Raw genomic sequence first — 24886 nt, 5'->3', positions numbered from 1 at the left:
CGGGTCGCTGGGGGGGAGTGGTGGCGCGGCTACCGTGGGTGTACGGCGTAGGTCAGGTGCGTCACCCGCGGCGACGGCTCCGAACGGACCGGCTCCAGCGCGACCCTGGACGCGTCCACGCCGTCGAACAGGCGGGTGCCGGCGCCGAAAAGCACCGGTGACAGCGTGATCGAGAACTCGTCGACCAGGCCGGCGTTCAGGTGCTCCAGGATCGTCGCGCCGCCGCCGGCGATGCGGACGTCGCGGTCGCCGGCGGCGGCGCGGGCCTGGTCGAGGGCGTGCTCGATGCCGTCGTTGACGAAGTGGAACGTGGTGCCGCCGGGCCGCTCCCACGGGTCACGCTTGGTGTGCGTGACGACGAAGACCGGGGTGTGGAAGGGCGCCTCCTCCGGCCATGACTGCTCGCCGAGGTCGAACATGCGCTTGCCCATGACGCTCGCGCCGGTGCGTTCGAACGTCTCCCGAGCGACGTCGTTGTCGTGGCCCTCCTCGCCGCCCTCGCCCAGCTTCAGGTTCTCCCGGAGGAACCGCAGCGGGAACAGCCACTGCTGCAGCTCCGTCCACTGCGCCATCCAGCGCTGAACGTCCGGGTCGTCCTGCTTGTCGGGCGCGAGGAAGTCGTCAACGGGCGGCGGCTCGGGCGCGATGAAGCCGTCCAGCGACATCGTCACGCTGAAGAACACCTTCCCGGCCATCAGCCCTGCGCCCCCTTCCGCGCGAGGTCGGTGACGTAGGCAGCCAGGCTGCTCAGGGTCTGCCGGCCGCCCTCGATCGCGTGGTACTTGTCGACCGCCTCGTCGCGCAGTTCCTTGGTGGGGAACAGTGTGCGCATCTCGATCCGGGTCGCCGCGCCGTCGGGCGCGAACGTCAAGGCCGACTCGAAGGCGTTCGGGTCGCCGCGGGACTCGCCGTGCAGCAGTGCGATCCGCTCCGGCGGGGCGATCTCGGTCCAGGAGATCCACTCCTGGTAGTCCGTCCCGTCCGGTCCGTGCATCACGAAGTCCCACTCCCCGCCGACGCGGAACTCGAAGAACCGTGTGGTGGTGGTGAACCCCTCCGGGCCCCACCACTGCGACAGGTGCCGGATCTCGGTGAACGCCTCGAACACCAGCTCCCGTGGGGCATTGATGACCCGGGTGATCACGATTTCGCGGTCGGCCGTCGCTGACTGCGCCGGCGCGTCCCGTCCTGTCGCTGCCATCGGTCACTCCTCCTGCTGTGCCTGCCTGAGGTCCTGCACGTACGCGTCCAGCCGGTCGAAGCTCTGGTTCCAGAACCGCTCGAACCCGCCGGTCCACTCGTGGACCGGTCGCAGCCCGCGGGCGTCAAGGCCGTACAGGCGCTGCTTGCCTGCCTTGCGGTCCCGCACCAGCCCGACCTCCCGGAGCACCCGCAGGTGTTTGGACGCCCCCGGCTGGGTCATCCCCAGCTCCTGGGCCAACTCGGTGACCGGCCGCTCACCCGCCCGCAGCAGCAACAGGATCTCCCGACGCTGCGGCTCGGCGATCGCGTTGAAGACGTCCGACGTCGTCGCTGCTCGTGCCATGACCACCATCGTATGCCGATATCGGCATACGTCAAGCCGGAGGAATCACCTTCAGCCCTGATCCACCGATGAGGTCGGTGAGGTGAGCCTGGCGTACGGGCGAGTGGGTCTTCCCGGGAGCGCTGCCTGCCGTAGCGGGTGCAAGGCCTGCCCGGAGCTCTGTGAGGACAGCGTGCCGGAACAGCCCGTCACGTCAGGCTCGACGGGACGATCCCGTAGCGACGCATCTTGCGGTACATCGTGGCGCGGGAGATCCCGAGGTCCTGCGCGGTCCGCTGGACATTGGAGTCGCGGGCCATCAGCCCACGCAGAATGGCGTCGCGTTCCAATGCCTCGATGGTGGTGAGGACCTTGCTCGACGACACCCGGCTTTCCGGCGGCAGGTCCTCCACGTGGATCACCTGGCCCGAAGGCCGCCGCGCCAAGCCCCGTATCACCGACTCCAGCTGCCTGACGTTCTCCGGCCAGGGGCAGCGCTGCAGCATGGTCAGCGCATCCGGGGAGAACCTGCTCTCGCCGCTCGGCCGGTACTTGCGCAGGAAGAACCGTGCCAGGTGCTCGATGTCCCCATAGCGGTGACGCAGGGGAGGAACCTCGACCGAGGCACCACAGAGCTGGTCGAGCTGGTCGTCGGCGCTGACCATCGACGGCTGGCTGGTCATGACCAGTTGCCCGGTCGCGTTGCCGTCCAGCTGCACCAGCAGGCTCGTCAGCCGCTGCCGCAGCCGGTCGCCCAGCAGGTGGACGTCGCTGACGACGAGCACGGTGGACGGGATGACAAGCAGCTCTCCGACGTCGTGCAGCCAGCGCTCGGTGACGGCCGGTGAGCCGGACAGCGGCGCTTCCGTCATCTCCAGCCGACGTCCGGCGCCATGGGCCCGGTGCAGAGCCTTGGCCAGCGTCCTCTTGCCGACGCCGGCTTCGCCCAGGAGATGGAGCCATGTCCCGGTGACGAACGCGGTTTCGCTGTCGGCGACCGCGCGCAGCCAGTGTGGGGACGAGCCCACCAGTCTCAGGTCGGAGTGGGCCAGCGCGGCGGAAACCGCAGGGGTGGGCTGGGGCCGCCCGATCAGCCGGACCCGGAAGACGGCGCCTGCGTCGCTGCCCTCGCGCCGGCAGCGTCTGATCCGAAGTTCGGCGACCCGTCCGGAGGGCAGGGCGATGCTGCGGGTCCCCTCCACCCGGGAGTGGCCGGCGAGCTCACGGGCGTGGTCGAGCAACGCGTAGTTGTCCGGCCCGGTCACGGCGGCACTGAGCTGCTCGTTCATCATGACGACATCGCGGTTGAGGGCCAGCACGGGTCCCGGGCGCGTCGACGAGCACGCTTCCAAGTAGTCCTGGAACAGAGCCCGCTCGCGCCGGGAGGTGATCGCCGCGATTTCGGCCTCGATCTGGGCCGCGACCGAGCGGGCGAAGGCCATCAGCATGCCGTCGGAGCCTTCACGGATGGTGGTGAGGTTGAAGGCTCCCAGCAAGGTGCGCCGGGTGGGATGCAGGATCGGTACGGCCGCGCAGCGGAAGTCCCGCAGCGCCTCGACGTAGTGCTCCGTTCCGGCGATCATGACCGGGCGGCCGCTGGCCAGCGCGGTCCCTATGCCGTTGGTGCCCACGTAGCGCTCGGCGAACACGTGGCCCGGGGCCAGGTGCACGCGGTTGAGGTTCGTCGTCAATCCCTCGTGAGAGACCTTCCGGGAGAGGACCACGCCGTTGCGGTCTGTGATCATCGTGGAGACGGGGTCGTCGGCGAGCTGCTCTCGCAGCCGGTCCAGGATCGGCAGCGCCGCCCTCGCCAGGTGGCTGTCCAGATCGGGGTTGTCCTGGTACGGAGCGTCGAGGCTGCTCGGCTGCACCTCGTATTCCAGCGAGCGATGCCATGAAGCCACCACAAGCGGACGGGCGCTTGGATCCTTGGTGACTTCCAGGTAGAGCTCTCTGGCTGCTCTCAGTGAGCTTCCGGGTGGTTGGCGGGGCATTAACCCTCCCGTACTACGCACGTCACAATCCATCGGTTCGGTGATTGGACCACCTCGACGACGTGACGCCTAAGGCGTGTATCACATTGAGACATTCGAGGGCGGATTTTGAGACATCGGCCTGGGATCGGCGGCCTGTGTAATCGGCGCATCACCCGCCGACTCGCAGGGAGCCCTCATGAAAGCCGTGCAGGTCATCGAGTACGACGAGCCGCCCGTGCTCGTAGACGTGCCGGACCCGCAGATCACCGGACCGCTGGATGTGATCGTGAAGATCGGGGGTGCCGGAGTCTGCCGGACCGATCTTCACATCCTCGAAGGACAGTGGAAGGAGAAGAGCGGGGTCGCCCTTCCGTACACGATCGGTCACGAGAACGCCGGCTGGGTCGCGGAGGTCGGGCAGGCCGTCACCAACGTCAAGGTCGGTGACCCGGTCATCCTGCACCCGCTGCTGACGTGTGGTCTGTGCCGCGCCTGCCGGGACGGCGACGACGTGCACTGCATGAACTCAGCCTTCCCCGGCATCGACACCGACGGGGGCTACGCCGAGTACCTGAAGACCAGCGCCCGCTCGGTCGTGCCTCTCGCCCCGTCCCTGGAGCCGGCCTCGGTGGCGGCCCTGGCCGACGCCGGGCTCACGGCCTACCACGCCGTCGCCAAGGCTGCCCGTGTGCTGCGGCCCGGCGACAAGACGGTGGTCATCGGCGCCGGGGGACTCGGACACATCGGAATTCAGGTGCTGCGGGCCCTGTCGCCGGTCGAGATGATCGTCATCGACCGCAGCCAGGAGGCCCTGGCCCTGGCCAAGGAACTGGGCGCCGACCACACTCTCGTCGCGGATGGAAGCGAAGCCGAGCGCGTACAGGACCTGACCGGCGGTCACGGGGCGGAGGCCGTCCTGGACTTCGTCGGCGAGGGGGGCGCTGTCGAGACGGGCGTGGCCTGCCTGCGCCGCAACGGCAACTACTACGTCATCGGCTACGGCGGCCAACTCCACGTGCCGACGATCGACGTCATCTCCACGGAGATCAACTTCATCGGCAACCTCGTGGGGTCCTACAACGACCTCTCCGAGCTGATGGTCCTGGCAGCCCAGGACAAGGTCACCCTGCACACCCGGCGATACCCCCTCGCTTCCTTCCGGCAGGCCCTCGACGACCTGGACACCGGCGCCGTACGCGGCCGAGCGATCTTGATCCCCTGACACCGTAGGAGAAGCCCCATGCGCAGCAGACCGTACACAGCCCTGGTCGCCGTCGCCGTGGCCCTGACCGCCACCGCGTGCACCGCTCAGAACCAGGAACAGCAGAAGCCCAAGGCCAAGGCAGCCCTCTTCAAGTCCGGCTCGGAGATCAGCTACAAGAAGTACGGCAAGGACTACCCGGCGACCAAGGCCAAGGACGTCCCCGGCCCCTGCAGCTACGAGTCCATCAGCCGCAAGGACTACTCCGGACAGACGCTGAAGATCATCAGCCATGCCGTTCCCGTCATCGGCGAGCCGACCCAGCTGCACGCCAAGCAGTTCGAGGACATCACCGGCGGCAAGGTCGAAGTGGTCAACGTTCCCTTCGGCGAACTGCACCAGAAGATCCTCACGCCCCTCCAGGCGGGCCAGCCGGCGTACGACGTCATGTTCTATCCGTCCCTGTGGATCGGCGACATGGCCCCCTATCTGGCCCCGGTGCCGAAGACGTATCTGAACAGCCCCGGCATGAAGGACGTCACCAAGGCCTACATGGACGTGGCGACCTGGAACGGGAAGGTCGTGCAATACCCGATAGACGGTGACCGGCACTACCTCAAGGTCCGCACCGATGTGCTGATGGACCCCAAGCGGCAGGCGGAGTACAAGAAGGCCACGGGCAAGGAGCTTCGGGTCCCCAGGACGTGGGCCGAGTACCAGCAGACCGCCAAGTTCTTCAGCGGCAAGGACTTTGATGGCGACGGCAAGGCCAACTACGGCAGTGCCGAGGTGACCAAGCGCGACGACCTGACCTTCTCCGCGTTCATCAGCCGTGCGGCGCCGTACGTGAAGAACCCGGACGTCAAGGGCGGTGTCTTCTTCGACGTCAAGACCATGAAACCGCTGATCAACACACCGGGCTTCGTCCGCGCCCTGGACGACATGGTGAAGGCCAAGTCGACCTGGGCGCCCGGCGGCGCCAACTTCGGCCTGGGGGACGAGATCTTCTCCTTCGGTGGCGGCCAGACGCTGATGTCCTACTCCTGGGACGACGCCTTCATCCAGGCCCAGCAGCCGGACAGCAGGATCCGCAACAAGATCCAGGCGGCGCCGCTGCCCGGCTCCACCGAGGTCTACAACCGCACCACGAAGTCGTGGGACAGCAAGGCGAACCAGGCGCCCTACTTCACGTGGGGATGGACCTCAGCGGTGGCTAAGCCCTCGCCCCACCAGCAGATGGCCTTCGACTACCTCTGCTTCTTCGGCAACGAGGCCAACACCGCCCTCGACCTGACCATCGGCCGATTCGGTGTCAACCCCTACCGCAACGCCCACTTCGACCCGGCGTTCTGGGAGAAGCAGGGCTGGGACAAGGACGTCGCCGAGTCCTACGTGCACACGCTCTCCGGCATGGAGAAGAGCACCAACCGCGTCTTCGACCTGCGCGTTCCCGGTGTCAACCAGTACATGTCCGCGCTGGCCAACGGCGTCGCCGCGGCTCTGGCAGGACAGAGCTCCCCCCAGCAGGCACTGGACGACGTGGCCAAGGAATGGTCCAAGATCACCGACCAGATCGGCACGGACAAGGTCCAAAGCGCCTACCGCAACGTGGTCGAGCTTGAGGACAACTCCTGACCCGACCGCAGGACACACCCCGGGTGGCCGGACCGGACCGGCCGGCCGCCCAGGGACGTCCGCCCCCTTCCGCAAGGAGAACCATGGACGGCCTGCGCCGGCACAAGAGCATGTTCCTGTTGCCGGGACTGCTCACCCTCTTCCTGATCATCATTTTCCCGCTCCTGTTCACCATCCGCGTCAGCTTCTCCGGCTGGAACGTCAGCAACCCTGCGATGGACTTCATCGGAGGCGCCAACTACACGGCGATGCTGCATGACAGCCGCTTCTGGGCGTCCATCACCCGGCTGATCCTGCTGGCCGGCGGCACGGTCCTGATCCAGTACGTCGTCGGGTTCGGTATGGCCCTGCTGGTCTGGCGCGAGACACGCGGCCGCAGACTCTGGCGGGTGCTCTTCCTCATCCCCATGATGACCACACCCGTGGTGATGGCCGCCATCTGGCAGACGATCTTCCATGAATCCCTGGGCCCGGCGAACGACCTTCTGGACATGCTGGGCCTGACAGGAATCCCCTGGCTTACCGAGTCGGGCCCGGCGCTGGTCGCGCTGATGACCGTCGAGGTCTGGCAATGGACGCCGTTCATGTTCCTGTTGCTGCTGGCCGGCCTGCTCAGCCTTCCCAAGGAACCGTTCATGGCCGCCGCGATCGACGGCGCCGGCACCTGGCGCACCTTCTGGAAGGTGACCTTCCCGCTGATGGCACCCGTCTCGGTCGCGGCGGTCATCATCCGGCTTATCGAGGCGTCCAAACTCTCCGACAGCGTCTACGTACTGACGTCCGGCGGGCCGGGGTCCTCCACGGAGACCCCGGGCTACTACCTCTACATCCAAGGGCTCCGCGATCAACAGACCGGCTACGGCGGGGCGATGTCCCTGACCTACCTCGTCCTCATGATTGTCACACTCACGGTCGTTGCCGCCCTGCTCACCAGAGCCTTCAAGCTGAAGGGGGACTCATGAGGTCGCGCCTTTATCCCGTGTTCAAGTACACCGTGATCGCACTGTGGGCGTGCTTCGTCGCCGGACCGTTCTTCTGGGCGATGACGACCAGCTTCAAGAACGCCAATGCCGTCCAGGGCGGTCCCACCTACATACCCTGGGCGCAGTACAAGCCCACCCTCACCGGCTGGCGCAACATCTTCGGCGGAGCCGGCGGCATCGATGTGATCGATCCCTTCGTCAACAGCGCGATCATCACCGTCGCCGCATCCGCCATCAGCCTGGCCCTGGGATCCCTGGCCGCCTACGCGCTGTCCCGATACCGGTTCAAGCTGGGCTTCATCAAGAACAGCGACATCGTCTTCTTCTTCGTCTCCCAACGGATCATGCCGCCCGTCGTCCTGGTGATCCCCTTCTTCTATCTCCTGCAGTGGGGTGGCCTTCTGGACAGCATCCCGGGCCTCGTCATCGTGACGGTCGCGCTGCTGCTGCCCATCGCGGTCTGGGTGATGGTGGACTTCTTCAACGGCATCCCCCGGGAGATCGACGAGATGGCGATGCTGGACGGCTGCCCCCCGTTCCAGACCTTCGTACGGGCGATCCTGCCGAACTCCCTGCCCGGGCTGACCGTGGCGGCGATGTTCTGCGCCGTGTTCGGCTGGAACGACTTCTTCTTCGCCTTCCGGCTCACCTTCACCGAGGTCCAGACACTGCCCCAGGCAGTCGTCGCCCTCAACTCCTCCATTCCACCGTGGTGGACGCTGTCCGCCGCCGCGCTCTTCGGCGTTGCGCCGCTGATCCTGCTCGCCCTCTGGGTGGAGCGTCTACTGTCCAAGGGGAACCTGTCGGGAGCGGTCCGATGAACCTCAGTGCCAACGATCTATGCCTGACCGTCGACGGCGTCGACCACCTCAAGAACGTGACCGCCACCTTCCAGCCGGGACGGCTCCACACCGTCATCGGCCGGACGATGGCCGGGAAGACGACGCTGCTGCGGGCCCTGGCCGGCCTGCAGAAAGTGGACTCCGGCTCGCTGACCCGAGCGGGGTCGGACTTCCTGAAGACGCCGGTGTGGCGGCGCGACACCGCCATGGTCTACCAGCAGTTCATCAACTACCCGCATCTCAACGTGTTCGGCAACGTGGCCTTCCCGCTGAAACGGGCCGGGCTGCCACGGGACGACATCCAGCGACGGGTCAGGCAGAGCCTGGCGAGCGTGGGGCTTGCGGACTTCGAGAAGCGCAAGCCCTCCCAACTCTCCGGCGGCCAGCAGCAGCGCGTCGCGATGGCTCGCGCCCTGGCCCGGGGTACGGGCATCCTCCTGCTCGACGAGCCACTCGCCAACCTGGACTACAAGTTGCGCGAACAACTGCGCGACGAGTTCAAGGCCCTCTTCTCGGACCAGGGCGACACAATCGTCATCTACACGACCACCGAACCCGCCGAGGCGATGATGCTCGGGGACGTGGTCCTGGTCATGCACGAGGGGCGGATCCTCCAGACCGGCAGCCCGCAGGAGGTCTTCGAACGCCCGGCGACCACCACGGTGGCCTCCATCATCAACGACCCGCCCATGAACATCTTCGCGGGCCGGCTCGAAGGCGGCCAAGTCACGGTGGCCGGCTTCCAGGCCACGCACGTCTCCGCGCACCTGGCCGACCTGCCCGACGGCGCCTACCAGTTCGGCCTGCGCGCCACCGACGTCAGCCTGGCTTCCAGCGGCGTCGAGGGCCGCGTCACCTTTGTCGAGATCTCCGGCTCCGAGACCTTCGTCCATGTCGTCGTCGGCGAGGCCCCCTTCGTCGTACAGATCCAGGGCATCCACGATGTCGCCCTCGGCGACCTGGTCAGACTTCGGATCCGTCCCGACCGGCTGTTCGCCTTCGACGAGCAGGGGACGCTCGTGCGCACGCCTTCATACGATCTCGCTTCTGTGGAAGGGCGTTGACATGGCGCAGTTGGACATCATCGACGTCGGGCACGCGTACGCGCCGGGCGCCGAGCAGGAGCGGTGGGCTCTCAAGCCGCTGCGGCTGACCTTCGAGTCCGGCAAGACCTACGCGCTGGTCGGACCCTCGGGCTGCGGCAAGACGACGCTGCTGAACATCCTTTCCGGCCTGGTCAGACCATCCCGGGGACAGGTCCTGTTCGACGGCGTCGACGTCTCCGCCATGCCGACCAAGGCGCGCAACATTGCCCAGGTCTTCCAGTTCCCCGTCATCTACAAGTCGATGACGGTCTACGAGAACCTCGCCTTCCCGCTGCAGTGCCGGCGCTGGGACAAGGCGAGGATCGACGCCAAGGTGCAGCAGGTCGCCGAGGCCCTGGACCTGCACGACCGGCTTCAGCAGCCGGCGCGCGGGCTCACCGCCGACGACAAGCAGCTGATCTCACTCGGCCGCGGCCTGGTCCGTGATGACGTGGCGGCCGTCCTGATGGACGAGCCACTCACCGTGATCGACCCGCAGCTGAAGCACTCGCTGCGGCGCAAGATCCGTGAGATCACCGACCAGTTCCAGCCCACGGTGATCTACGTGACCCACGACCAGTACGAGGCGATGAGCTTCGCGCAGGAATTGCTTGTCATGAAGGATGGCCGGGCTGTGCAGCAGGGCACCCCAGAGCAGCTCTTCGAAGCGCCCTCCTCCACGTACGTCGGCTACTTCATCGGCTCACCGGCGATGAACTTTCTGACCGTGGACCGGAACGGCGGGCGCTTCGCGCTGTCCGGTCGGCCGCTGTCCGTCGCCTGGGACATCATTCCCCAGAGCACGACCGAGCTGCAGGTCGGCGTCCGCCCCGAATACGTCAAGGTCGTCACGGACCCCGGCCCCAACACCTTCCCCGGCCGGCTGCGGGGCGTCAGCGACCACGGCGCACAGCGCGTGCTCGAGGTCGAGGTCGCCGGGCAACTCGTCAGGGCCAAGACACCGCGGGAGGAGGGAGTCCCGGTCGGCGAGGAGGTCCTCGTGCACCTGCCGCGTGCCAAAGTCCTTCCGTACGCGGACGGTCAGTTGGTAGTGCGGTCGTAACGATCCGTCCGTATCCCCACCACGCCCACCCAGTCCCTCGCGGTGGGCCGCCCATCAGACGGCCCACCGCGACGCGCCCGGGCATAGGGTCCGCAAGCCGGCAAACAAGCCGCCAAGTTCTAATGGTGTGATCGGACGGCAATCAAGGCACCGCCTGCCCGTGGATCGCCTCGTCGTCCCTGCCCACGCCACCGCTTGTTCGATGCAGGACGCACAGACATCAGCGAAGGAATCCCATGATCTTCATTACCGCCAGGTTCCGAGTCCGTCCCGAGCACGCCGACCGCTGGCCGGAGATCACCGCCGACTTCACCCGGGCCACGCGCGCCGAGCCCGGCTGCCTGTGGTTCGACTGGTCGCGCAGCGTGGCGGACCCCACGGAGTACATCCTGGTCGAAGCCTTCCGCGACGACGAGGCCGGGGCCGCGCATGTGCAGTCCGCGCACTTCAAGGCCGCGCAGCAGACGCTGCCGCCTCACCTGGTCGAGACGCCTCGCATCGTCAACGCGACGGTTCAGCAGGACGACTGGTCGCTCCTTGGGGAGATGGCGGTCCCGGGACAGGAGTAGTCGCTGTCCAGACGCATCCTCCCGAACGGCTACGAGCAGTCCGCTCCCGGTCCGTCCGCTGCGGTCGCGCCGGTCCGTCCGCTGCGGTCGCGCCGGTCCGTCCGCTGCGGTCGCGCCGGTCCGTCCGCTGCGGTCGCGGGGGAACGGCACAGGCGGCGCGATCCGGTCCCACATCGCAGCATGATCACTAATGGGACAGATACATCCGATCAACCGACCGACCCGTCAAAGAGACACGCGCCAGTCCTGGCGACAGGACCGAAGACGCACGGCAGGCGGTGTGACTCGAACGTCTGCCGAAGCGGCACAACGGGGCTGCTGCACGGTGTGGTGACATCTGATCTGGCTTGCCCGTGGGGCGGCCCGGAAGGACGTTGTTGTGCCTGTCCCATATCCGTGGCGTCGTAGAAGCTGGTCTTGCCGTCGACGTCGGCGTACTTCTTCAGCAGCCTCAGTCGGAGCCGCGGCTGTCGACGAGGGGCATCCGGACGGGCACCCGCCGTGTCACTCGCTGCGCCAGGACTCCAGGCGCTGCGCGACAGTGCGCAGATCGGCTTCCTGTGCTCGGACGGCCTGGGCGAGTTCGTACAGGTCATCGTCCTTGGCCTGGAGGGGCTGGCCGGAGAGGTGCATGTACTGGCTGGCGCAGGCCCAGCCGATGACCAGGTTGTAGTCGGTGAACGGGCGCAGCAGTAGCGCGGTGTGCAGGAAGGTCGCGGCCCGCGAGGCGGCCTCCTCGTAGTACAGGACGCCGCGCTCCCGCTCGAAAGTGTGCCGGCCAGCCATGTACCCCAGGCTGCCCCAGTCAGAGATGGGCACGTTCAGCGGGGAGATCGCCGACTGGATCTGAAGGACCCAGCCGACGTCCACACGAATGATCGGGCTCATCGCTGTCCGACGGGGAAGCGGGCCTCGACGCCGGGCAGCACTCGGGCGGCTTCGGCGACCGCGCCCTCCACGAAGGCGAGCCGGTCGGCTTCCTGAACCGTCACGTCGTGCACGTGCTGCTTCAGGCTCCGGCCCGCCAGAGCCGCCCGCTCGCGCAGCCGCGCCATCTCGTCCTCGCTGAATTCCACATTGAGTGCAGGCATGGCCCCAAGGTACCCCACTGGGTACCGGCCACGGTACCTAGCTGCGCTGTCGAGGTGAGACGTGCCGTAGCCGGCCGCCTGAAGCACCGTGGCCGTGCGCGCGGCGCGGTCTCCGGCGGGCGCCGCCGCGGCGGAGAAGGCATCGAGCAGGGCGCTACCGCCGGCGTAAGCGGGCCAACAATTGAGACACCCAGGTCAGTGCCCGCTGGAACAGCGGGGACGGCACGCTGTGGCTGTTCGTCTTTATGCAAGCGGTCACCTTGGCCGTACCCCCCTCGCTGGCGGCGCCTGGCTCGCGGGTCTGCTGCAGCGGTGCTGAGGCGCGCTTAAGATTTTTCGGAGTTCGGCGGTCTGAGGATGTCGAGAACGTGCCACCGGCTCCGTCCCAGGGACATCAGCGGCCACCACCGGCCGCCACGAGCCAAGAAGGAGAAGCCAGCATGGCGATTCAGCGGATGGACAACGTCGGCATCGTCGTCGAGGACTTGGATGCCGCCGTCGCGTTCTTCCTGGAACTGGGGATGGAGCTGGAGGGCAGGGCGGAGGTCGAGGGCCTCGTCGCCGACCAGTGCACCGGACTCGACGGCGTCCGCTGTGAGATCGCGATGGTCCGGACCCCGGACGGACACAGCCGGCTCGAGCTCGCGAAGTACCGCAGCCCCGCAGTGATCAGCGCCGGGCCGCGCAACCGGCCGCACAACATTCTCGGCACGCACCGCGTCATGTTCGCCGTCGACGACATCGAGGACACCGTTGCCCGCCTGCGCCCTCTCGGCGGCGAACTCGTCGGCGAGATCGCCCGGTTCGAGGACAGCTATCTGCTCTGCTACCTCCGCGGCCCGGAGGGCATCATCGTCGGACTGGCCGAGCAACTGCGGTGAGATGGAGTAGCCGAACCCTGCGGCCGAACGGGGTCATCGAGGTTGTGAACCGCCCGGTCAGCCAGTAGCTGCTGGCCACTGACGTGACCCGCCTGGCCTGCGTCGCCAAGGACAAAACCCCGCGCAACGTACCGATCGCCTTCACCGGGAACGGGTGGCACATCGAGGTGAGACACATCTGAGTGTCTGGAACACCGTCCCATTTCGGCTCGCCTGCCCAGCCCGGCCTCAGTTCGGGCTCGGGTAGGTGAGTGGTGAGCATCGGACGCTCCGAGTCCAGCCGGTTTCCGTACGCCCCTGTCCCCGCGCCTGGGCGCACCACCAGCCGATCCCATCGTTCACCGACCCTCAAGATCTCCGGCTGTAGTACACGGGTCTCGAATCGCATCAGCGTGCTTATTTGGCCACCACAACCGTCGGCCGTGTGCTGATATAGGAACGAGTCGTCACCGTGCAACAACGGGGAGTCGTATGGGCGCTGTTGGACCTGCCGCATGTGCCGATGCAGTGATCGTCCTGCCCGGGATCATGGGTAGTGAGCTGGTGGATGCCACCTCGGGAAAGACCTTGTGGGGATTGGCGGATCCCGGGTGGTACCTGCGGGCCTGGACGTCTGGTTCCTCGCTCGACGCACTGCGGGTCACCGACGAGGAGAGAGCCGGCAGTGCGGGCCGTATCAAAGCGACAAGGCTTCTGCAATTCCCCGCGTTCGCGCCGGTGTTGCGAGGTTTCGAGCCGTACACCGCTTTGGTCCGCAGCATAAGGCGCGTGGTGCTGGATCCTGCCGCAGTCCTTTCGTTTGCCTATGACTGGCGACTGTCAACGGCCCACAACGCGCGCATCCTCGCCGACGCCGCTGAAAACCACCTGCGGATGTGGAGAGCGCACCCTCGAGGCAGCGCAGGCGCCAAGTTGGTCCTAGTCGCACACTCCATGGGCGGCCTGGTAGCGCGGTATTTCACCGGTGTACTTGGCGGTGACAGTGAGGTGCGCACCACTGTCACTCTCGGGACCCCGTTCCGCGGAGCGGTCAAAGCGGCTCTCATTCTCAGCTCAGGGCGGGGGAGCCCCGTACCCCTGCCCCGATCCCTTTTGCGCCGCCTCTGTGCGACGATGCCCGGACTCCATGATCTGCTGCCGTCCTACCGCTGTGTCCTCGATGGCACCCGTGTCCGCAGACTGATCCCGTCAGATGTGACCGCGTTGGGCGGTGACGAGGAGCTTGCCGAGGACGCGGCCCGTTTGCATGATCAGCTCACCGCAGTGAGCGTCGACAGGCTTCGTACCGTGGTGGGTGTAGGTCAACCCACGATGCAGAGTCTGACAGTTGAAGGAGGTGCGGTCACGCCACAACTCTGGGCCTACCAACCGGGTCTGGAACCAGGGCAAATGCGCTTCGCCGACCGGGGCGGCGACGAGACCGTCTACCGCGAATCTGCGGCCGGAGGCGTCGAGCCCCTCTACCTCGCACAATCTCATGGAGCCCTGGCATCCACCTCCGAGGCCGTGAGCCACGTCTGCGGAGTGCTCACCGAGGAGCCTCTGGGACCCTGGCTGGGAGCGCCCTCTTCACTGGGCTTACACGTGCCTGACATGGCTACGGTCGGTGAACCCATTGAAATCGTCGCATCGAGCGACGAGGACTTCGCGGCGGTGACGTGCAGGGTGACCGATGCACGCAGCGGCGCGCCGATCGCCTACCCGATGCTGACGTCCCGCGACGGCACCTTGAAGGTGCGGCTCACCGTCGATCAGCCCGGGGTGTACCGGGTGGCGCTCAAGGGTGAGGCGTTCTCCCCAGTGACTCAATTGGTCATGGTCACGCCCCGGGCACCGGAGGTCGGATGACAGCGGAGGGGGAACCCGCCGACAGACTGGACGTACTTCCGGTGGTGGTGAGTACCTATCTTCACCATGCGCCGCTTCCCGAGGCGGAGCATGAGGCGGAGGCGATCGTTACTCTTCTCGCCGAGCATCTCAATGGCGTGTTGGCCCCCTGGACGGAGAATGGCCACCGGACCGAGACCAGCATCAAACTCCAGCTCAACACATGGGCGGAGCGCGGCGACAGCAACTCCGTGCTGATATGGCTCGGTCACGGAACGTCCAACGGGTTTGACGCCTGGCTCGCGACGTACGAGACCCCGTCCTCCATCAGCTACAGCGGGGTGAATCCGCAGACCATTGCCGAGCAGATCAACAAGCAGTGGCAGCGTCGTCATGCGCACCAGAGCCTGTGGCTGCTCCTGGTTATCGAGGCATGCGGAGCGGCCACCTTCGTACGGAAACTGGCTGCCGCGCTTCTGCACATGGTCAATGCCCCGGAGCGGTTTGCCCTGATCGGGGTCGGGGGTGACGACAGCGCCACCCCTCTCGGCCAGTTCCGGCGCGCGTTGGCGTCCGCCCTGAACTCGTATACCGACAACGACGAGCAGATAGCCGTCGCCGAACTCGTGTCGAATCTGCGGAACCGTATCGCACCCAACGAGGTCATCGAGCGTGGCCTGCACGTGGTGGAACCGATCCGCCGACGGCGGTTGTTGCCGTCCGGGGTCACCGCTCCGCTGGACGTCTACGCGGAGCTACGTGCCTTCCTCGGCGGGCTCTCGCACGACGAACGCGGGCACTTCCTCCCCAAGGCGCAAGGCGCTGAACACGGTGAGCTGGTCTGGTACTTCGTTGGTCGGCACACCGAGCGGGAACGCGTCGCCTCCTGGATACGAGACCACGACTGCGGAATGCTCATCGTGACCGGCCGAGCGGGAGCAGGCAAGTCCGCGCTTCTGGGCAATGTCCTGGTGCAGAGTAACGCCGCACTGTGCGATCTGCTCGCACGGGCCGGCTATCTGGAACCGACGCCCAGCCAGGCAGCGGTGAGGCCGTTTGACGCCGTCGTCCACCTCACCGGGATTACCACCGGCGACTTGGTACTGCGGCTGGCTGCCGCAGCAGGTCTGCCGCCGCCGAGACGTGCGGAGACGAGCGGCAGCGTCGACTGGCTCGTCTCCCGGCTACGGGACCGGGCAGTCTCCTTCCTCGTGCTCGCCGACGCCCTTGACGAAGCCCAGGAACCAGGGGTAATCGCAGGTTCGGTTCTACGGAGTATTGCCGCGCTGCCCCATGTCAAAGTAGTGGTTGGGACGCGTGCCTCCACCCTGGAGGGCCCGGACCAGCCGGACACCGCTGACGAGGACCTTCTCGACGCCCTGGGACGGGCCCCGACCACCCAGATCCTCACGGTCGACCGCGACCCTGCCGCCGTCGCCACCTATGCGCACCTCAGGCTCATGGCTGCTCGTGCCGCACAGCACTTGGACGCCACGGACAACACTGTTGCAAGTCTTTCCGCCCTCATCGGAGAGAAAGCCCGACAGTTTCTTTTCGCCCGACTCGTCGTGCACGAAATCGTTGCCCGCCCGGACCTGCTCCGGCCGGAGCGCCGAGGCGACTTGGTCGCACTGCTTGAAACCGATCATCAGACCCTCTTTTCCGTCGCCATCAACCGGCTCACGGAGACTCATCCCGCGTTCGCTCCTTTGCTCGAGGCGCTCGCAATGGCCCCCGGCCGGGGGATCCCGCGATCTGACCGGATCTGGGTCATCATGGCGAACGCGATCGCCGCCCCGGGCGTCCGCGTGACCGAAGCAGACATCGACGCCCTCTTGGTCGCCGCCGCCCCGTACATCATGCTTGACTCGGAGGACGGTCAGAGCGTCTATCGTCTGGCTCATCGCACATTTCAGGAAGCATTTCACACCCTTGGCCCTTTCTAGGCATCTTCGTCTGCATCCCAGGGGGGAACACGTTGTCCCTTTTTCAGCCCCTTTCGTTCCCGCGCGCCTATATAGCCTTTCAGCGTGCGGTGGGTGCCGACAGGCTGCGGTATTTATGCATGGATAGATTGGCGTTGAAGCCAGGGGATCGAGTCCTGGATATCGGTTGCGGCCCCGGCTACTATCTGGACCGCCTACCGGCCGGTGTTCGCTACGACGGCTATGACACGTCCGGGCGCTACATCGCATACGCTCGCCGTCGGCACTGGGGAAGCGGAATCGCTTTCCATCACCGCAGCTATCACGCCGACGCGAGCAGCGGCCGAGGGCAGTTCACGGCGGTCATACTGATGGGCATCCTCCACCACCTGCCCGATGAGGAGTGCCGCGAACTGCTGGGGCAGGTAAGCGAGGCCCTCACAGACGGCGGATGCGTAGTGAGCGTGGACACCTGCTTTTCACCCGGGCAGGGGATCGTTTCACGATGGATGTCCGAGAACGACAGGGGTTCCTTCGTTCGCACTTCTGAATCACTACTGTCCCTGGCGGGTGATGTCTTTTTGGACGTCTCAGGCGATGTCCTGGACGGTGTCACCCGGATACCGGGAAGTTACTTGACGATGTGCATGCGTCCGTGACCGGGCATACAGAAGGCCGCGTTATGGGGGAGCCAGGAGATGGATGACTCCGAGATCATGCAACTCGCAAAGCTCGAGGCCAGCCACTGGTGGTACGCGGAAAGGCGCGCGATGCTGGCTCGGGAATTACCGGGCCCAGGAGCGGCCAGGCTTGCCCTGGACATCGGTGCGGGTGTGGGTGGAAACACGGAAGTCCTGGTCCGTGAAGGGTGGCGTGCGGTAGGCGTGGAATATGCGGCCCTGGGCGCCGCCGCGATGTCTTCCCGGGGCCTGACCACAGTGCGAGCCGACGCTTGCTCGCTTCCGTTCCCGAGTCGCGCGGCCTCCTTGATCGTCGCGTATGACGTGCTTGAGCACATAACGGATGATCTACGCGTGGCGCGCGAGTTGTTCCGTGTCCTGCGACCCCATGGGCACGTACTGGTCTCGGTTCCCAGCGACATGCGGTTGTGGTCCCAGCACGATGTGGCGGTCGGCCACGTCCGGCGATACTCACAGGATCGACTTCTATGGGTCATGCGCCGGGCAGGCTTCAGCATTGATCACGTCCGGAACTGGAATGTCATGCTTCGCCCGGTGGTCTCGCTGCGGCGGAAGCGGTCCACCGGCAGCGACCTGAAGGAGATGTCGACGTTCGCCAACTCCGCGCTCAGAGCCGTTATCAGAGCCGAAAGGTATCTGCCGCTGGGGCGGCTTCCCGGTGTCTCGCTCATCCTCCGGGCTCACCATCCCGGCTGACGGACCCCCGTAACGCACCGACCGTCGTCCGGAGACAGAAAGTGCCGAGGTTGCTGCCGACGACTGCCCGCAAGCCCACGGACAGCAGGCAGTGGGGCTCCAGATCCAGTGGCAGCGCATGCAAGGGCTTCCCTGACCCAGGACACCAAAGCCGGAGGAAGCCGTCGTGTCCGACCGAGGCCAGCAACGGGCCCTGCTCAAGCTCGAGGAAGGCGAGTCCGCTCACGCCACCCTGGTGCGCCTTGAACGCCCCCTTCTTGGAGGGGCCCGAAGTCTGGAGGTCCCAGGTGTGCACCACACCGCCGCTGTCGCCGGTCACCAACAACCACGTCGACGGTCCGGTCGCCGCGATCTGCGCGGAGGTGACGGCATGCGCGTGCCCCGTCAGCACCGTTGCTTCGAGGCGGCCCGCTCTACATCGCCAGAGGCGAACCGTGTTGTCGCTCCCTCCGGTGACCAGCATGGAGTTTCCGTCGGGGCCGGCGCAGCTGATGACCGTCCGTACGCCTCGGGCGTGGGCCATCGTGACGACTTTTTCCTGCTCTCCGGTCTGGATGTTCCACAGCCGAATGCTCGCATCGTTGCTCCCGCTGGCGACAAGCGTGCGGCCCTCGAGGAGGACAGGGGCCACCGCGTTCACTCCGCCGGCATGCCCCGAGAGGACGGGTCCGATCTGACGGCCGGTGTTCACCTCCCACAGCCGGACGGTGGCGTCGTACCCTCCACTCGCCAGAAGCAGCGGCCCAGGGCCCGGCGTCACAAAGCAAACTCCGTTCACTGTGTCCGCATGGCCGACGAACGGCCGGCCGAGCGTCTCGCCCGTTGCGATGTCCCAGATTCGGATCGTCGTGTCGTTGCCTGCGCTTGCCACCAGGACGCCGCCGTCCCACGGAGCAGCGGCCAGCGAGTTGACGGTCCCGAAGTGACCGGAGACCGGTGAGCTGATCGCCGTACCGGACGGCAGATCCCAGAGCTGGATCGTGGTGTTGGCCGCACTTGTGGTGAGGAGCGTGCGTCCATCCGGCAGGGATACCGTGGCATCGGTGTCCTTCATGTCGCCGATGCGTCTGACCGTCGGTCGCTCCGCTGTGCGGAGGGCGGCATTGGCCCAGAGCCGGATGCTGCCGTCCCGGCTACCGGTGGCCAGCAGTGGGCTGCCGGTCGGCGTTGGCAGGCTTGCCGCCGCACCGACCCACCCGCTGTGGCCGGTCAGGATTCGGCTGCTGCGCCGTTCTTGCGCTGACAGATCCCACAGTCTTACGGTCCCGTCGTCACCGCCCGCCGCCAGCAGAGTTCGGCCCTCCAGGCGGAAGGTCGCGAGAGAGAGAATCCATCCCACGTGTCCCGTGAGCGGCGGGCCGACGGGCCGCATGCGGACGGGATCCCACAACCGTACGGTGGAGTCGTTGCCGGCGCTGGCGAGCAAGGTCTCACCGTTGGGCATCGTGACAGCGGTCAGAGCGTTTACGGCATCACAGTGCAGTGCGAACGGTTCACCGCATGGTTCGCCAGATTGCGCGTCCCAGAGCCTGACGGTGGCATCCCGTCCTGCGGTCGCCCACAGGGCTCGTCCCTCCGAGGAGGTCAGGCCCAGAACAGCGTTCACCCATCCTTCGTGGCCGCGAAGCGGTGGCGTGGCCGACTCGCCCGTCCTTGGGTCCCAGAGTGTGACCAGGGCGTCGTCTCCTGCCACGGCCAGGACCGTGCGGTCGTTCAAAGTATCCAGGGAGGACACGGAGTTGATGCCGGAACCGTGGCGTAGTACAGGCCAGCCAGTGGGCTGAAACGTGCGGCAGTTCCAGGACCGAATCGTGCCGTCTCTCGAACCGGTGATGAGTATGGGGTCGTGTTCGTAGAGCAACGCAGACAACGCGGTGACTCTGTCGGTGTGACCCGCAATGAGCGGCCCGACAGGTTGCCCGATGGTTGCGTCCCACAGCCTGACAGACGTGTCCGCAGCGCTCGCGAGCAACGCTCCTTTGCCGGGAAAGTTGACGGCGGTGAGTACGTCGACGGCTCTGTCATATCGGGCCAGAACCACGTGCAAAGGGTCGTGCCGCAGACTGGCCCAGCCCCAGTCCCACGTCCTGCCCTCCAAGATGCCGCCCCCCGGACAGGAGGCGCCGGCATAGCGGGCCATGGCCAGTCCGCGTACCACCTCCCGGTCGGGCAGAGGTGCGGTCGACAAGGCGTGTTTGGCGGCGGCGACTGCGGCAAGGGGAGCGGGCAGATCGGCCCGATGGAACATGCCGGACAGGATATGCGCTGCAACCGAGTTGGGATCCAGACGGTCGAGAACGTCCGGCCTTGAGGCCAGTTCCTGCCATAGGTTTCCCTTTGCCACATGTGCCGCCAGATACCGGATGACGTAGGGGTTCGCATAGGCCTCGTCGTCGAGCGACATGAGGGCGCGGCTCACTGCACGATGTTTTTCCGTATCCATCAGCTGTCCAGGAACGTAGTCATCGGCATCGCAGAAGATAGAAACCGGCGCGGTGTCCCGCTACGCTTGCGTGCCCCGCCACCGTGCCTTTTGGTCGGGTGAAAAGGTATCCGTGCAAGGAGACTTCCGGGGGATCCAGCGTGCCCTGACCGGATGTGATGAGATGGATTGCGTGTCCAACAGGACCGCTGGCCAGTTTGCAGGACAGTCGTCTGGGCGGAGCGCCTTCCCGAACGGATCGCCCGGCAAGCACTCCCGTCTTTCGGTCATAGGTGAACTCGACGTCGGACACATCGCCGTCGAGGTTGAGACGCCAGTCGCCTAAGAAGTCGGTGAAGTCCACGGGACCCGGTCGGAAATTTCCGGGGATCGGTGCCGGATGGCGAAAGGCGACGAATCCGTACCTCTCGCTCCGCCAATACGAGTATCCGGCAATCGTATTCTTGCCGACTGTGAAGAGGAATCCGAAGTAGTCCTGTCTGGGCAGCCAGTTGTAGTTGTGAAAGCTGAGTCTTATAGCGTGCGGAGCGTCCCTCGAAACGGTGGCTGTGACGCTGTACTCGACGCGGAACCGGTCGCTGTAGAAGGTTCCCGTCAGGCGGTCCTCCGCCTGAATCTCCAGGGAGAGTAGACCCGGCCATCCGTCGTCGTAGAATCGCCATCTACCGGCGAATGACAGGGTAGTTATCTCCGACAGCGCTGATTTCCGCATGCAACTCTCCGACGCCGGGGTCAAGTTGAGGCTATCATGGCGAAATGTGCAGCGCCATAATGGTGCAGAGCGGCGCTTGTGGCGGGATCTCGATCGGGCGGACTGTTTGGCTCCACCATGAGTGCGGCAGGCTTGGTGAGACCCATCCGCGGCAGTTTCTGTGATCGACGATGAGGAGGCTCATGCAACGCCTCGCCGGCAAGGTGGCGCTAGTGACCGGAGGCGCTCATGGCATTGGAGCCGCATGCTCGAAACGTTTGGCTGCGGAAGGTGCCGCAGTTGTGCTCTCGGATCTTGTCGATCCGTCAGAGGTCGTGCGTGACATCGCTGCCAACGGAGGCAGAGCCGTCGCAGTGATCGCAGATGTGGCGGACGAGCATGCCTGGCAGGATGCGGTCGCTCTCGCTCATAGGCGTTTCGGGGAAGTGGACATCCTGGTGAGCAATGCCTACGCGTCTGAGGTCCGTCCGGCACATGAGACGAGCCGTGCTTCGTGGGATCAGCAGCTCGCGGTCTGCCTGACAGGGACCTTTCTCGGCGTGCGCGCCTGCCTCCCCGATCTGAACCGAAAGCATGGGGCGGTGGTCATCATTTCTTCGGTGCATGCGCTGTTTGGGATTCCCGGCCACGCGGCGTATGCCGCCGCGAAGGGCGGCCTGGTCGCATTGGGGAGGCAGCTGGCCGTGGAGTACGGTCCAGGGGTGCGGATCAACTCGATCCTGCCCGGTCCCATCCTTACCGCGGCCTGGAGCGAAGTGTCCGAGGAGGACATGCGGCAGACAGGACAGGCGACGATCGCGGGACGACTCGGCAACCCCGACGAGGTAGCCGCGGCGGCGGCGTTCCTCGTCTCCGACGAGGCGTCCTTCATTACCGGGACCACCCTGGTGGTCGATGGAGGCTGGAGCGCATCCAAAGCCTCACGCTGAATGCGCTGACCCGGCAGGGCCACGGGCCGCGGCGGACACTGTGGCGGCGGCCGTGCTGCGCGACGAGGGCTTCGGTCTCCAAGTCAACGCCAAGGCTGTCGAAGGGCTCCAACGCCCGTACCGCGAACCGCAGTTCCGCTGTATCAACGACCAGGCCAAGAACTTCCAGCTTGCCGGACACCCGGTGATCAGCGTGGATACCCAGAAGAAGGAGTTGGTAGGCAACTGCAGGAACGCCGGCCACGAGTGGCGTCGCGAAGGTGATCCGGTCCGGGCCCACACTCGCGACTTCCCCGACGCCGATCTGGGCAAGGCGATCCCGTAGGGGATCTACGACCTGACTGCGGACGCGGGCTGAGGTGCACGTCGGCAGACGCCTTCGACACCCTGCTCGACATCAACGTCATGTGCGCTTGGTGAACAGGCCCAACGGGGCTTGTTCGGGGATGCCGGTCAGCCAGTCGCGGTGCAACAGCGGCAGGGTGTGCGCCACGTCCGGGATGCCAGTGGCCGGCAGGTACAGCTCGAAGCGGGTGCCGGGCTGTCCAGCAGGACGGTCCCACACTGTGATTCGCCCTCGGTGCAGGGCGACCTGCTGGGCGACCAGGGTCAGCCCGAGGCCGGAGCCGGGGCTGTCCGGGCCCCGGCGGAAGCGCTGGAAGATCTCCTCGCGGCGTTCCGGTGGGATGCCGGAGCCATGGTCGTCCATGGTGAGAAGCGCGGTCGGCTGTTGCGGGTCGCCCGTCAGGCGCAGGGTCACCTCGATGCGGGCGACGCCGTCGTCGGCGCGGCCGTGGGTGCAGGCGTTGGTCAGCAGGTTGTCCACCGCCGAGCGCAGCCCTTGTTCCCAGCCGTGGACACGCACGCCCGCGGTGGTGCGTACGGCCACTTCGGCGTCGGGGTGGGCGCGCCGCAGGTCGGAGACCGACGCGTCCACGAGTTCCGCGAGGTCCAGCGCTGTGAACGCGTCCGCCTCGATCAGATCGCCCTGCGCGAGCGCCTTGATCATCACCAGCAGCCCGAGCAGCCGGGCGTGTTCGCGCCCGAGGTCGTCGAGCACCTCCGCCCGGTCCTCGGGGTCGAGTGCGGGGTGGTCGGTGAGGATGTCGAGGTTGGTGCGCATGCTCATCAGCGGGGTACGCAGCTCGTGGGACGCGGTCGCGGCGAAGGCGCGGGCGGTGGCCAGCGCCTCCCCGGTGCGTGCGACCTGCTCGTCGTAGCGGGCGAGCACGGTCTGCACCGTGTACGCCAGGTCGTCCACCTCGGCGACCCGGGTCGGCCTGTGCTCCAGGCGCGCGGCGCTGGTCCTGGGGTCCAGGCCACTGGTACGCCGCTGCAGCCGCCGTAGCGGAAGAACCGCCCGGGCGGCGATGGCCCAGGCAGCTGCCCCGCCGAGTGCGGCGGCCAGCAGCGCGCCGGTCAGCACCCGGCGGCGCACCAGCGCCAGTTCGTCCTCGGCGGTGTCCGGCGACAGCAGCCACAGATTCGGGGTGGTGCCCTCCTTCGCGGCACCGACGCGCAACGACAGGACCTGCCAGTCCTTGCCACCGGACGTCACGGTGACGGGGTTCGGGGCGCTGCGGGGCAGTGTGGGGTACGGCTCGGGCTGCGGGCCTGCCGAGAGCGGGTCCGCCGGGCCGGTCAGCCGGACGCCCACGTCCCGCGCGGAGTTGATCAGCCGGCGTCGGCGGACCTGCTCCAGGAGCGGGTGGTCGGTCCCGGCGACGTCCAGATACGCCTTGGCGTTCTTGGCGACGACCGTTGCGCGGGCGCGTAATTGGGCGTCCTGGTGTGTGCGCAGGTCGCCGGCGACCAGGTGCAGCAGCAGCCAGCCGGAGGCAAGGACCAGCAGGGGCACGCTCGCGCCGACCGCGAGCGCGATACGGGTGGACAGTTTCACGGGGCGTCCCCGCCGTCTCGGTCCTGGCCGTTCGCGCGCAGGACGAAGCCGACCCCGCGGACGGTGTGCAGGATCCGGGGCCTGCCGCCCGCCTCCAGCTTGCGTCGCAGATAGCTGACGAAGGTGTCGACGGCATCGCTGCGGACCTGGAAGTCGTATCCCCAGACCCAGTCGAGCAGTTGCTCGCGGGTGAGCACGATGCCGGCGTTGCGGGCCAGGACCTCCAGCAGTGCGAACTCGCGCCGGGTCAGCACCAGGGGCTGACCGTCAACAGTGGCCTGATGGGCGGCCGGGTCGAGGAAGAGGCCGCCGGCACGCACGGGGGCGGTGGCGGGCGGGCGGCGACGCAGCAGGGCATGCAGCCGCAGGACCAACTCCTGGAGTGCGAACGGTTTGACGAGGTAGTCGTCCCCGCCCACCTGCAGACCTGCCACCCGGTCGGCCGTCTCGTCCAGGGCGGAGAGCATCAGCACGGGGACGTCGTCGCCGTCCTCGCGCAGGACACGGCACACGTCGATGCCGTTGAGGTCGGGCATGCAGACGTCCAGGACGACGATGTCGGGGCGGTCGCTGCGTGCCTCCGCCAGGCCGGCACGGCCGCCGTCCGCGAGTGCCACCGAGAAGCCGCTCAGCCGCAGCCCCCGCGCCAGTGACCGCCGTATCGCCGCGTCGTCGTCGACCACCAGCACCCGCCCGGCCTTGCCTTCCATGCACACCCCCGGTTTCGCCGCTTCGCGGCAACTTGTCCGGAGGAGGCCGGTCACGGCATCGGCACGGCCGCCGCCCCCGGACCGAACAGAACCCGACCGTAGTCCTCCGCGGCGGTGCTGGGGCTGAACTGCGGCCCGCACGTGATGATCGCCACGTTGAGCCGGATTCGCCGCAGCCGGGACGTTCGCAGC

22 protein-coding genes and 1 pseudogene are annotated in these 24886 nt (G+C 66.8%); 14 read left to right on the top strand and 9 right to left on the bottom strand.

Translation table 11 applies throughout. The features are described 5' to 3' along the window. Positions 1-29: 29 nt before the first annotated feature. The 4 genes from OG985_RS05150 to OG985_RS05135 form a co-directional block, all read right to left on the bottom strand. The gene (locus tag OG985_RS05150; RefSeq protein ID WP_371667016.1) at positions 30-695 is read right to left on the bottom strand and encodes a dihydrofolate reductase family protein; all 666 of its coding nucleotides are present in this window, start codon (positions 693-695) and stop codon (positions 30-32) included. Beyond that, positions 695-1201 (bottom strand): SRPBCC family protein, encoded by a 507-nt coding sequence (locus OG985_RS05145; protein WP_371667015.1) that lies wholly within the window; start codon positions 1199-1201, stop codon positions 695-697. The genes OG985_RS05150 and OG985_RS05145 overlap by 1 nt, the downstream gene beginning before the upstream one ends. Positions 1202-1204: 3 nt before the next feature. Beyond that, complete coding sequence (locus OG985_RS05140) at positions 1205-1546, bottom strand: ArsR/SmtB family transcription factor (protein WP_371667014.1); 342 nt, start codon at positions 1544-1546, stop codon at positions 1205-1207. A gap of 188 nt (positions 1547-1734) precedes the next feature. Further along, positions 1735-3396 (bottom strand): sigma-54-dependent Fis family transcriptional regulator, encoded by a 1662-nt coding sequence (locus OG985_RS05135; protein ID WP_371667013.1) that lies wholly within the window; start codon positions 3394-3396, stop codon positions 1735-1737. A gap of 301 nt (positions 3397-3697) precedes the next feature. Between OG985_RS05135 and OG985_RS05130 the strand changes: the two genes are divergently transcribed. The 7 genes from OG985_RS05130 to OG985_RS05100 all read left to right on the top strand — a co-directional run bounded on the left by OG985_RS05130 (position 3698) and on the right by OG985_RS05100 (position 10879). Continuing rightward, positions 3698-4723, top strand: coding sequence for an NAD(P)-dependent alcohol dehydrogenase (locus OG985_RS05130; RefSeq protein WP_371667012.1), 1026 nt, complete (start codon positions 3698-3700; stop codon positions 4721-4723). Between the two features lie 18 nt (positions 4724-4741). Then, complete coding sequence (locus OG985_RS05125) at positions 4742-6337, top strand: extracellular solute-binding protein (protein ID WP_371667011.1); 1596 nt, start codon at positions 4742-4744, stop codon at positions 6335-6337. A gap of 83 nt (positions 6338-6420) precedes the next feature. Next, complete coding sequence (locus OG985_RS05120; protein WP_371667010.1) at positions 6421-7299, top strand: carbohydrate ABC transporter permease; 879 nt, start codon at positions 6421-6423, stop codon at positions 7297-7299. After that, complete coding sequence (locus OG985_RS05115; RefSeq protein WP_371667009.1) at positions 7296-8141, top strand: carbohydrate ABC transporter permease; 846 nt, start codon at positions 7296-7298, stop codon at positions 8139-8141. Before OG985_RS05120 ends, OG985_RS05115 begins: the two co-directional genes overlap by 4 nt. Further along, positions 8138-9226, top strand: a complete 1089-nt coding sequence (locus OG985_RS05110) for an ABC transporter ATP-binding protein (RefSeq protein WP_371667008.1) — start codon at positions 8138-8140, stop codon at positions 9224-9226. Before OG985_RS05115 ends, OG985_RS05110 begins: the two co-directional genes overlap by 4 nt. Before the next feature lies 1 nt (position 9227). Next, complete coding sequence (locus OG985_RS05105) at positions 9228-10310, top strand: ABC transporter ATP-binding protein (RefSeq protein WP_371667007.1); 1083 nt, start codon at positions 9228-9230, stop codon at positions 10308-10310. Between the two features lie 236 nt (positions 10311-10546). Beyond that, on the top strand, positions 10547-10879 hold the full coding sequence (locus OG985_RS05100; RefSeq protein ID WP_371667006.1) for a putative quinol monooxygenase: 333 nt from the start codon (positions 10547-10549) through the stop codon (positions 10877-10879). A gap of 504 nt (positions 10880-11383) precedes the next feature. Here OG985_RS05100 and OG985_RS05095 read toward each other — a convergent pair. Both OG985_RS05095 and OG985_RS05090 read right to left on the bottom strand, forming a co-directional pair. Then, positions 11384-11767 carry a hypothetical protein gene (locus OG985_RS05095; RefSeq protein WP_371667005.1) on the bottom strand — a complete coding sequence of 128 codons (384 nt, stop codon included), beginning with the start codon at positions 11765-11767 and terminating at the stop codon, positions 11384-11386. Then, complete coding sequence (locus OG985_RS05090; RefSeq protein ID WP_371667004.1) at positions 11764-11970, bottom strand: hypothetical protein; 207 nt, start codon at positions 11968-11970, stop codon at positions 11764-11766. Before OG985_RS05090 ends, OG985_RS05095 begins: the two co-directional genes overlap by 4 nt. Positions 11971-12410: 440 nt before the next feature. On the opposite strand from OG985_RS05090, the gene OG985_RS05085 reads away from it, so the two are divergent. From OG985_RS05085 to OG985_RS05065, 5 genes are all read left to right on the top strand, one after another. Continuing rightward, positions 12411-12851, top strand: a complete 441-nt coding sequence (locus OG985_RS05085; RefSeq protein ID WP_371667003.1) for a VOC family protein — start codon at positions 12411-12413, stop codon at positions 12849-12851. A 507-nt stretch (positions 12852-13358) separates the two neighbouring features. After that, positions 13359-14699 carry an esterase/lipase family protein gene (locus OG985_RS05080; RefSeq protein ID WP_371667002.1) on the top strand — a complete coding sequence of 447 codons (1341 nt, stop codon included), beginning with the start codon at positions 13359-13361 and terminating at the stop codon, positions 14697-14699. A gap of 47 nt (positions 14700-14746) precedes the next feature. Continuing rightward, positions 14747-16624, top strand: coding sequence for a hypothetical protein (locus OG985_RS05075; protein WP_371667001.1), 1878 nt, complete (start codon positions 14747-14749; stop codon positions 16622-16624). A 32-nt stretch (positions 16625-16656) separates the two neighbouring features. After that, positions 16657-17262, top strand: a complete 606-nt coding sequence (locus tag OG985_RS05070) for a methyltransferase domain-containing protein (protein ID WP_371666999.1) — start codon at positions 16657-16659, stop codon at positions 17260-17262. A 39-nt stretch (positions 17263-17301) separates the two neighbouring features. Continuing rightward, the gene (locus OG985_RS05065; protein WP_371666997.1) at positions 17302-18000 is read left to right on the top strand and encodes a class I SAM-dependent methyltransferase; all 699 of its coding nucleotides are present in this window, start codon (positions 17302-17304) and stop codon (positions 17998-18000) included. On the opposite strand, the gene OG985_RS05060 is transcribed toward OG985_RS05065, so the two are convergent. Beyond that, positions 17972-20404, bottom strand: a complete 2433-nt coding sequence (locus OG985_RS05060; protein WP_371666996.1) for a WD40 repeat domain-containing protein — start codon at positions 20402-20404, stop codon at positions 17972-17974. The genes OG985_RS05065 and OG985_RS05060 overlap by 29 nt on opposite strands. A gap of 933 nt (positions 20405-21337) precedes the next feature. Between OG985_RS05060 and OG985_RS05055 the strand changes: the two genes are divergently transcribed. Then, complete coding sequence (locus tag OG985_RS05055; protein ID WP_371666995.1) at positions 21338-22084, top strand: SDR family NAD(P)-dependent oxidoreductase; 747 nt, start codon at positions 21338-21340, stop codon at positions 22082-22084. Positions 22085-22089: 5 nt separating this feature from the next. After that, positions 22090-22406 (top strand): annotated as a pseudogene (locus OG985_RS05050) (ISAzo13 family transposase); the annotation flags it as partial. An 81-nt stretch (positions 22407-22487) separates the two neighbouring features. Here OG985_RS05050 and OG985_RS05045 read toward each other — a convergent pair. Further along, positions 22488-23984, bottom strand: a complete 1497-nt coding sequence (locus OG985_RS05045; RefSeq protein WP_371666993.1) for a sensor histidine kinase — start codon at positions 23982-23984, stop codon at positions 22488-22490. Next, a complete protein-coding gene (locus OG985_RS05040) occupies positions 23981-24694 on the bottom strand; it encodes a response regulator transcription factor (protein WP_371666992.1) in 714 nt (237 codons plus the stop codon). Before OG985_RS05040 ends, OG985_RS05045 begins: the two co-directional genes overlap by 4 nt. Positions 24695-24886: the final 192 nt, after the last annotated feature.

The organism is Streptomyces sp. NBC_00289, assembly GCF_041435115.1.
GTDB lineage: Bacteria > Actinomycetota > Actinomycetes > Streptomycetales > Streptomycetaceae > Streptomyces.
Note: the sequence above shows the minus strand (reverse complement) of the source record. Positions and strands in the feature narration are given on the sequence as shown.

Coding starts and splice junctions, on each gene's coding strand:
- OG985_RS05150 (WP_371667016.1), bottom strand. CDS start 695: ATGGCCGGGAAGGTGTTCTTCAGCGTGACGATGTCGCTGGACGGCTTC.
- OG985_RS05125 (WP_371667011.1), top strand. CDS start 4,742: ATGCGCAGCAGACCGTACACAGCCCTGGTCGCCGTCGCCGTGGCCCTG.
- OG985_RS05140 (WP_371667014.1), bottom strand. CDS start 1,546: ATGGCACGAGCAGCGACGACGTCGGACGTCTTCAACGCGATCGCCGAG.
- OG985_RS05065 (WP_371666997.1), top strand. CDS start 17,302: ATGGATGACTCCGAGATCATGCAACTCGCAAAGCTCGAGGCCAGCCAC.
- OG985_RS05095 (WP_371667005.1), bottom strand. CDS start 11,767: ATGAGCCCGATCATTCGTGTGGACGTCGGCTGGGTCCTTCAGATCCAG.
- OG985_RS05130 (WP_371667012.1), top strand. CDS start 3,698: ATGAAAGCCGTGCAGGTCATCGAGTACGACGAGCCGCCCGTGCTCGTA.
- OG985_RS05060 (WP_371666996.1), bottom strand. CDS start 20,404: ATGTCGCTCGACGACGAGGCCTATGCGAACCCCTACGTCATCCGGTAT.
- OG985_RS05120 (WP_371667010.1), top strand. CDS start 6,421: ATGGACGGCCTGCGCCGGCACAAGAGCATGTTCCTGTTGCCGGGACTG.
- OG985_RS05115 (WP_371667009.1), top strand. CDS start 7,296: ATGAGGTCGCGCCTTTATCCCGTGTTCAAGTACACCGTGATCGCACTG.
- OG985_RS05090 (WP_371667004.1), bottom strand. CDS start 11,970: ATGCCTGCACTCAATGTGGAATTCAGCGAGGACGAGATGGCGCGGCTG.
- OG985_RS05145 (WP_371667015.1), bottom strand. CDS start 1,201: ATGGCAGCGACAGGACGGGACGCGCCGGCGCAGTCAGCGACGGCCGAC.
- OG985_RS05040 (WP_371666992.1), bottom strand. CDS start 24,694: ATGGAAGGCAAGGCCGGGCGGGTGCTGGTGGTCGACGACGACGCGGCG.
- OG985_RS05105 (WP_371667007.1), top strand. CDS start 9,228: ATGGCGCAGTTGGACATCATCGACGTCGGGCACGCGTACGCGCCGGGC.
- OG985_RS05110 (WP_371667008.1), top strand. CDS start 8,138: ATGAACCTCAGTGCCAACGATCTATGCCTGACCGTCGACGGCGTCGAC.
- OG985_RS05085 (WP_371667003.1), top strand. CDS start 12,411: ATGGCGATTCAGCGGATGGACAACGTCGGCATCGTCGTCGAGGACTTG.
- OG985_RS05100 (WP_371667006.1), top strand. CDS start 10,547: ATGATCTTCATTACCGCCAGGTTCCGAGTCCGTCCCGAGCACGCCGAC.
- OG985_RS05055 (WP_371666995.1), top strand. CDS start 21,338: ATGCAACGCCTCGCCGGCAAGGTGGCGCTAGTGACCGGAGGCGCTCAT.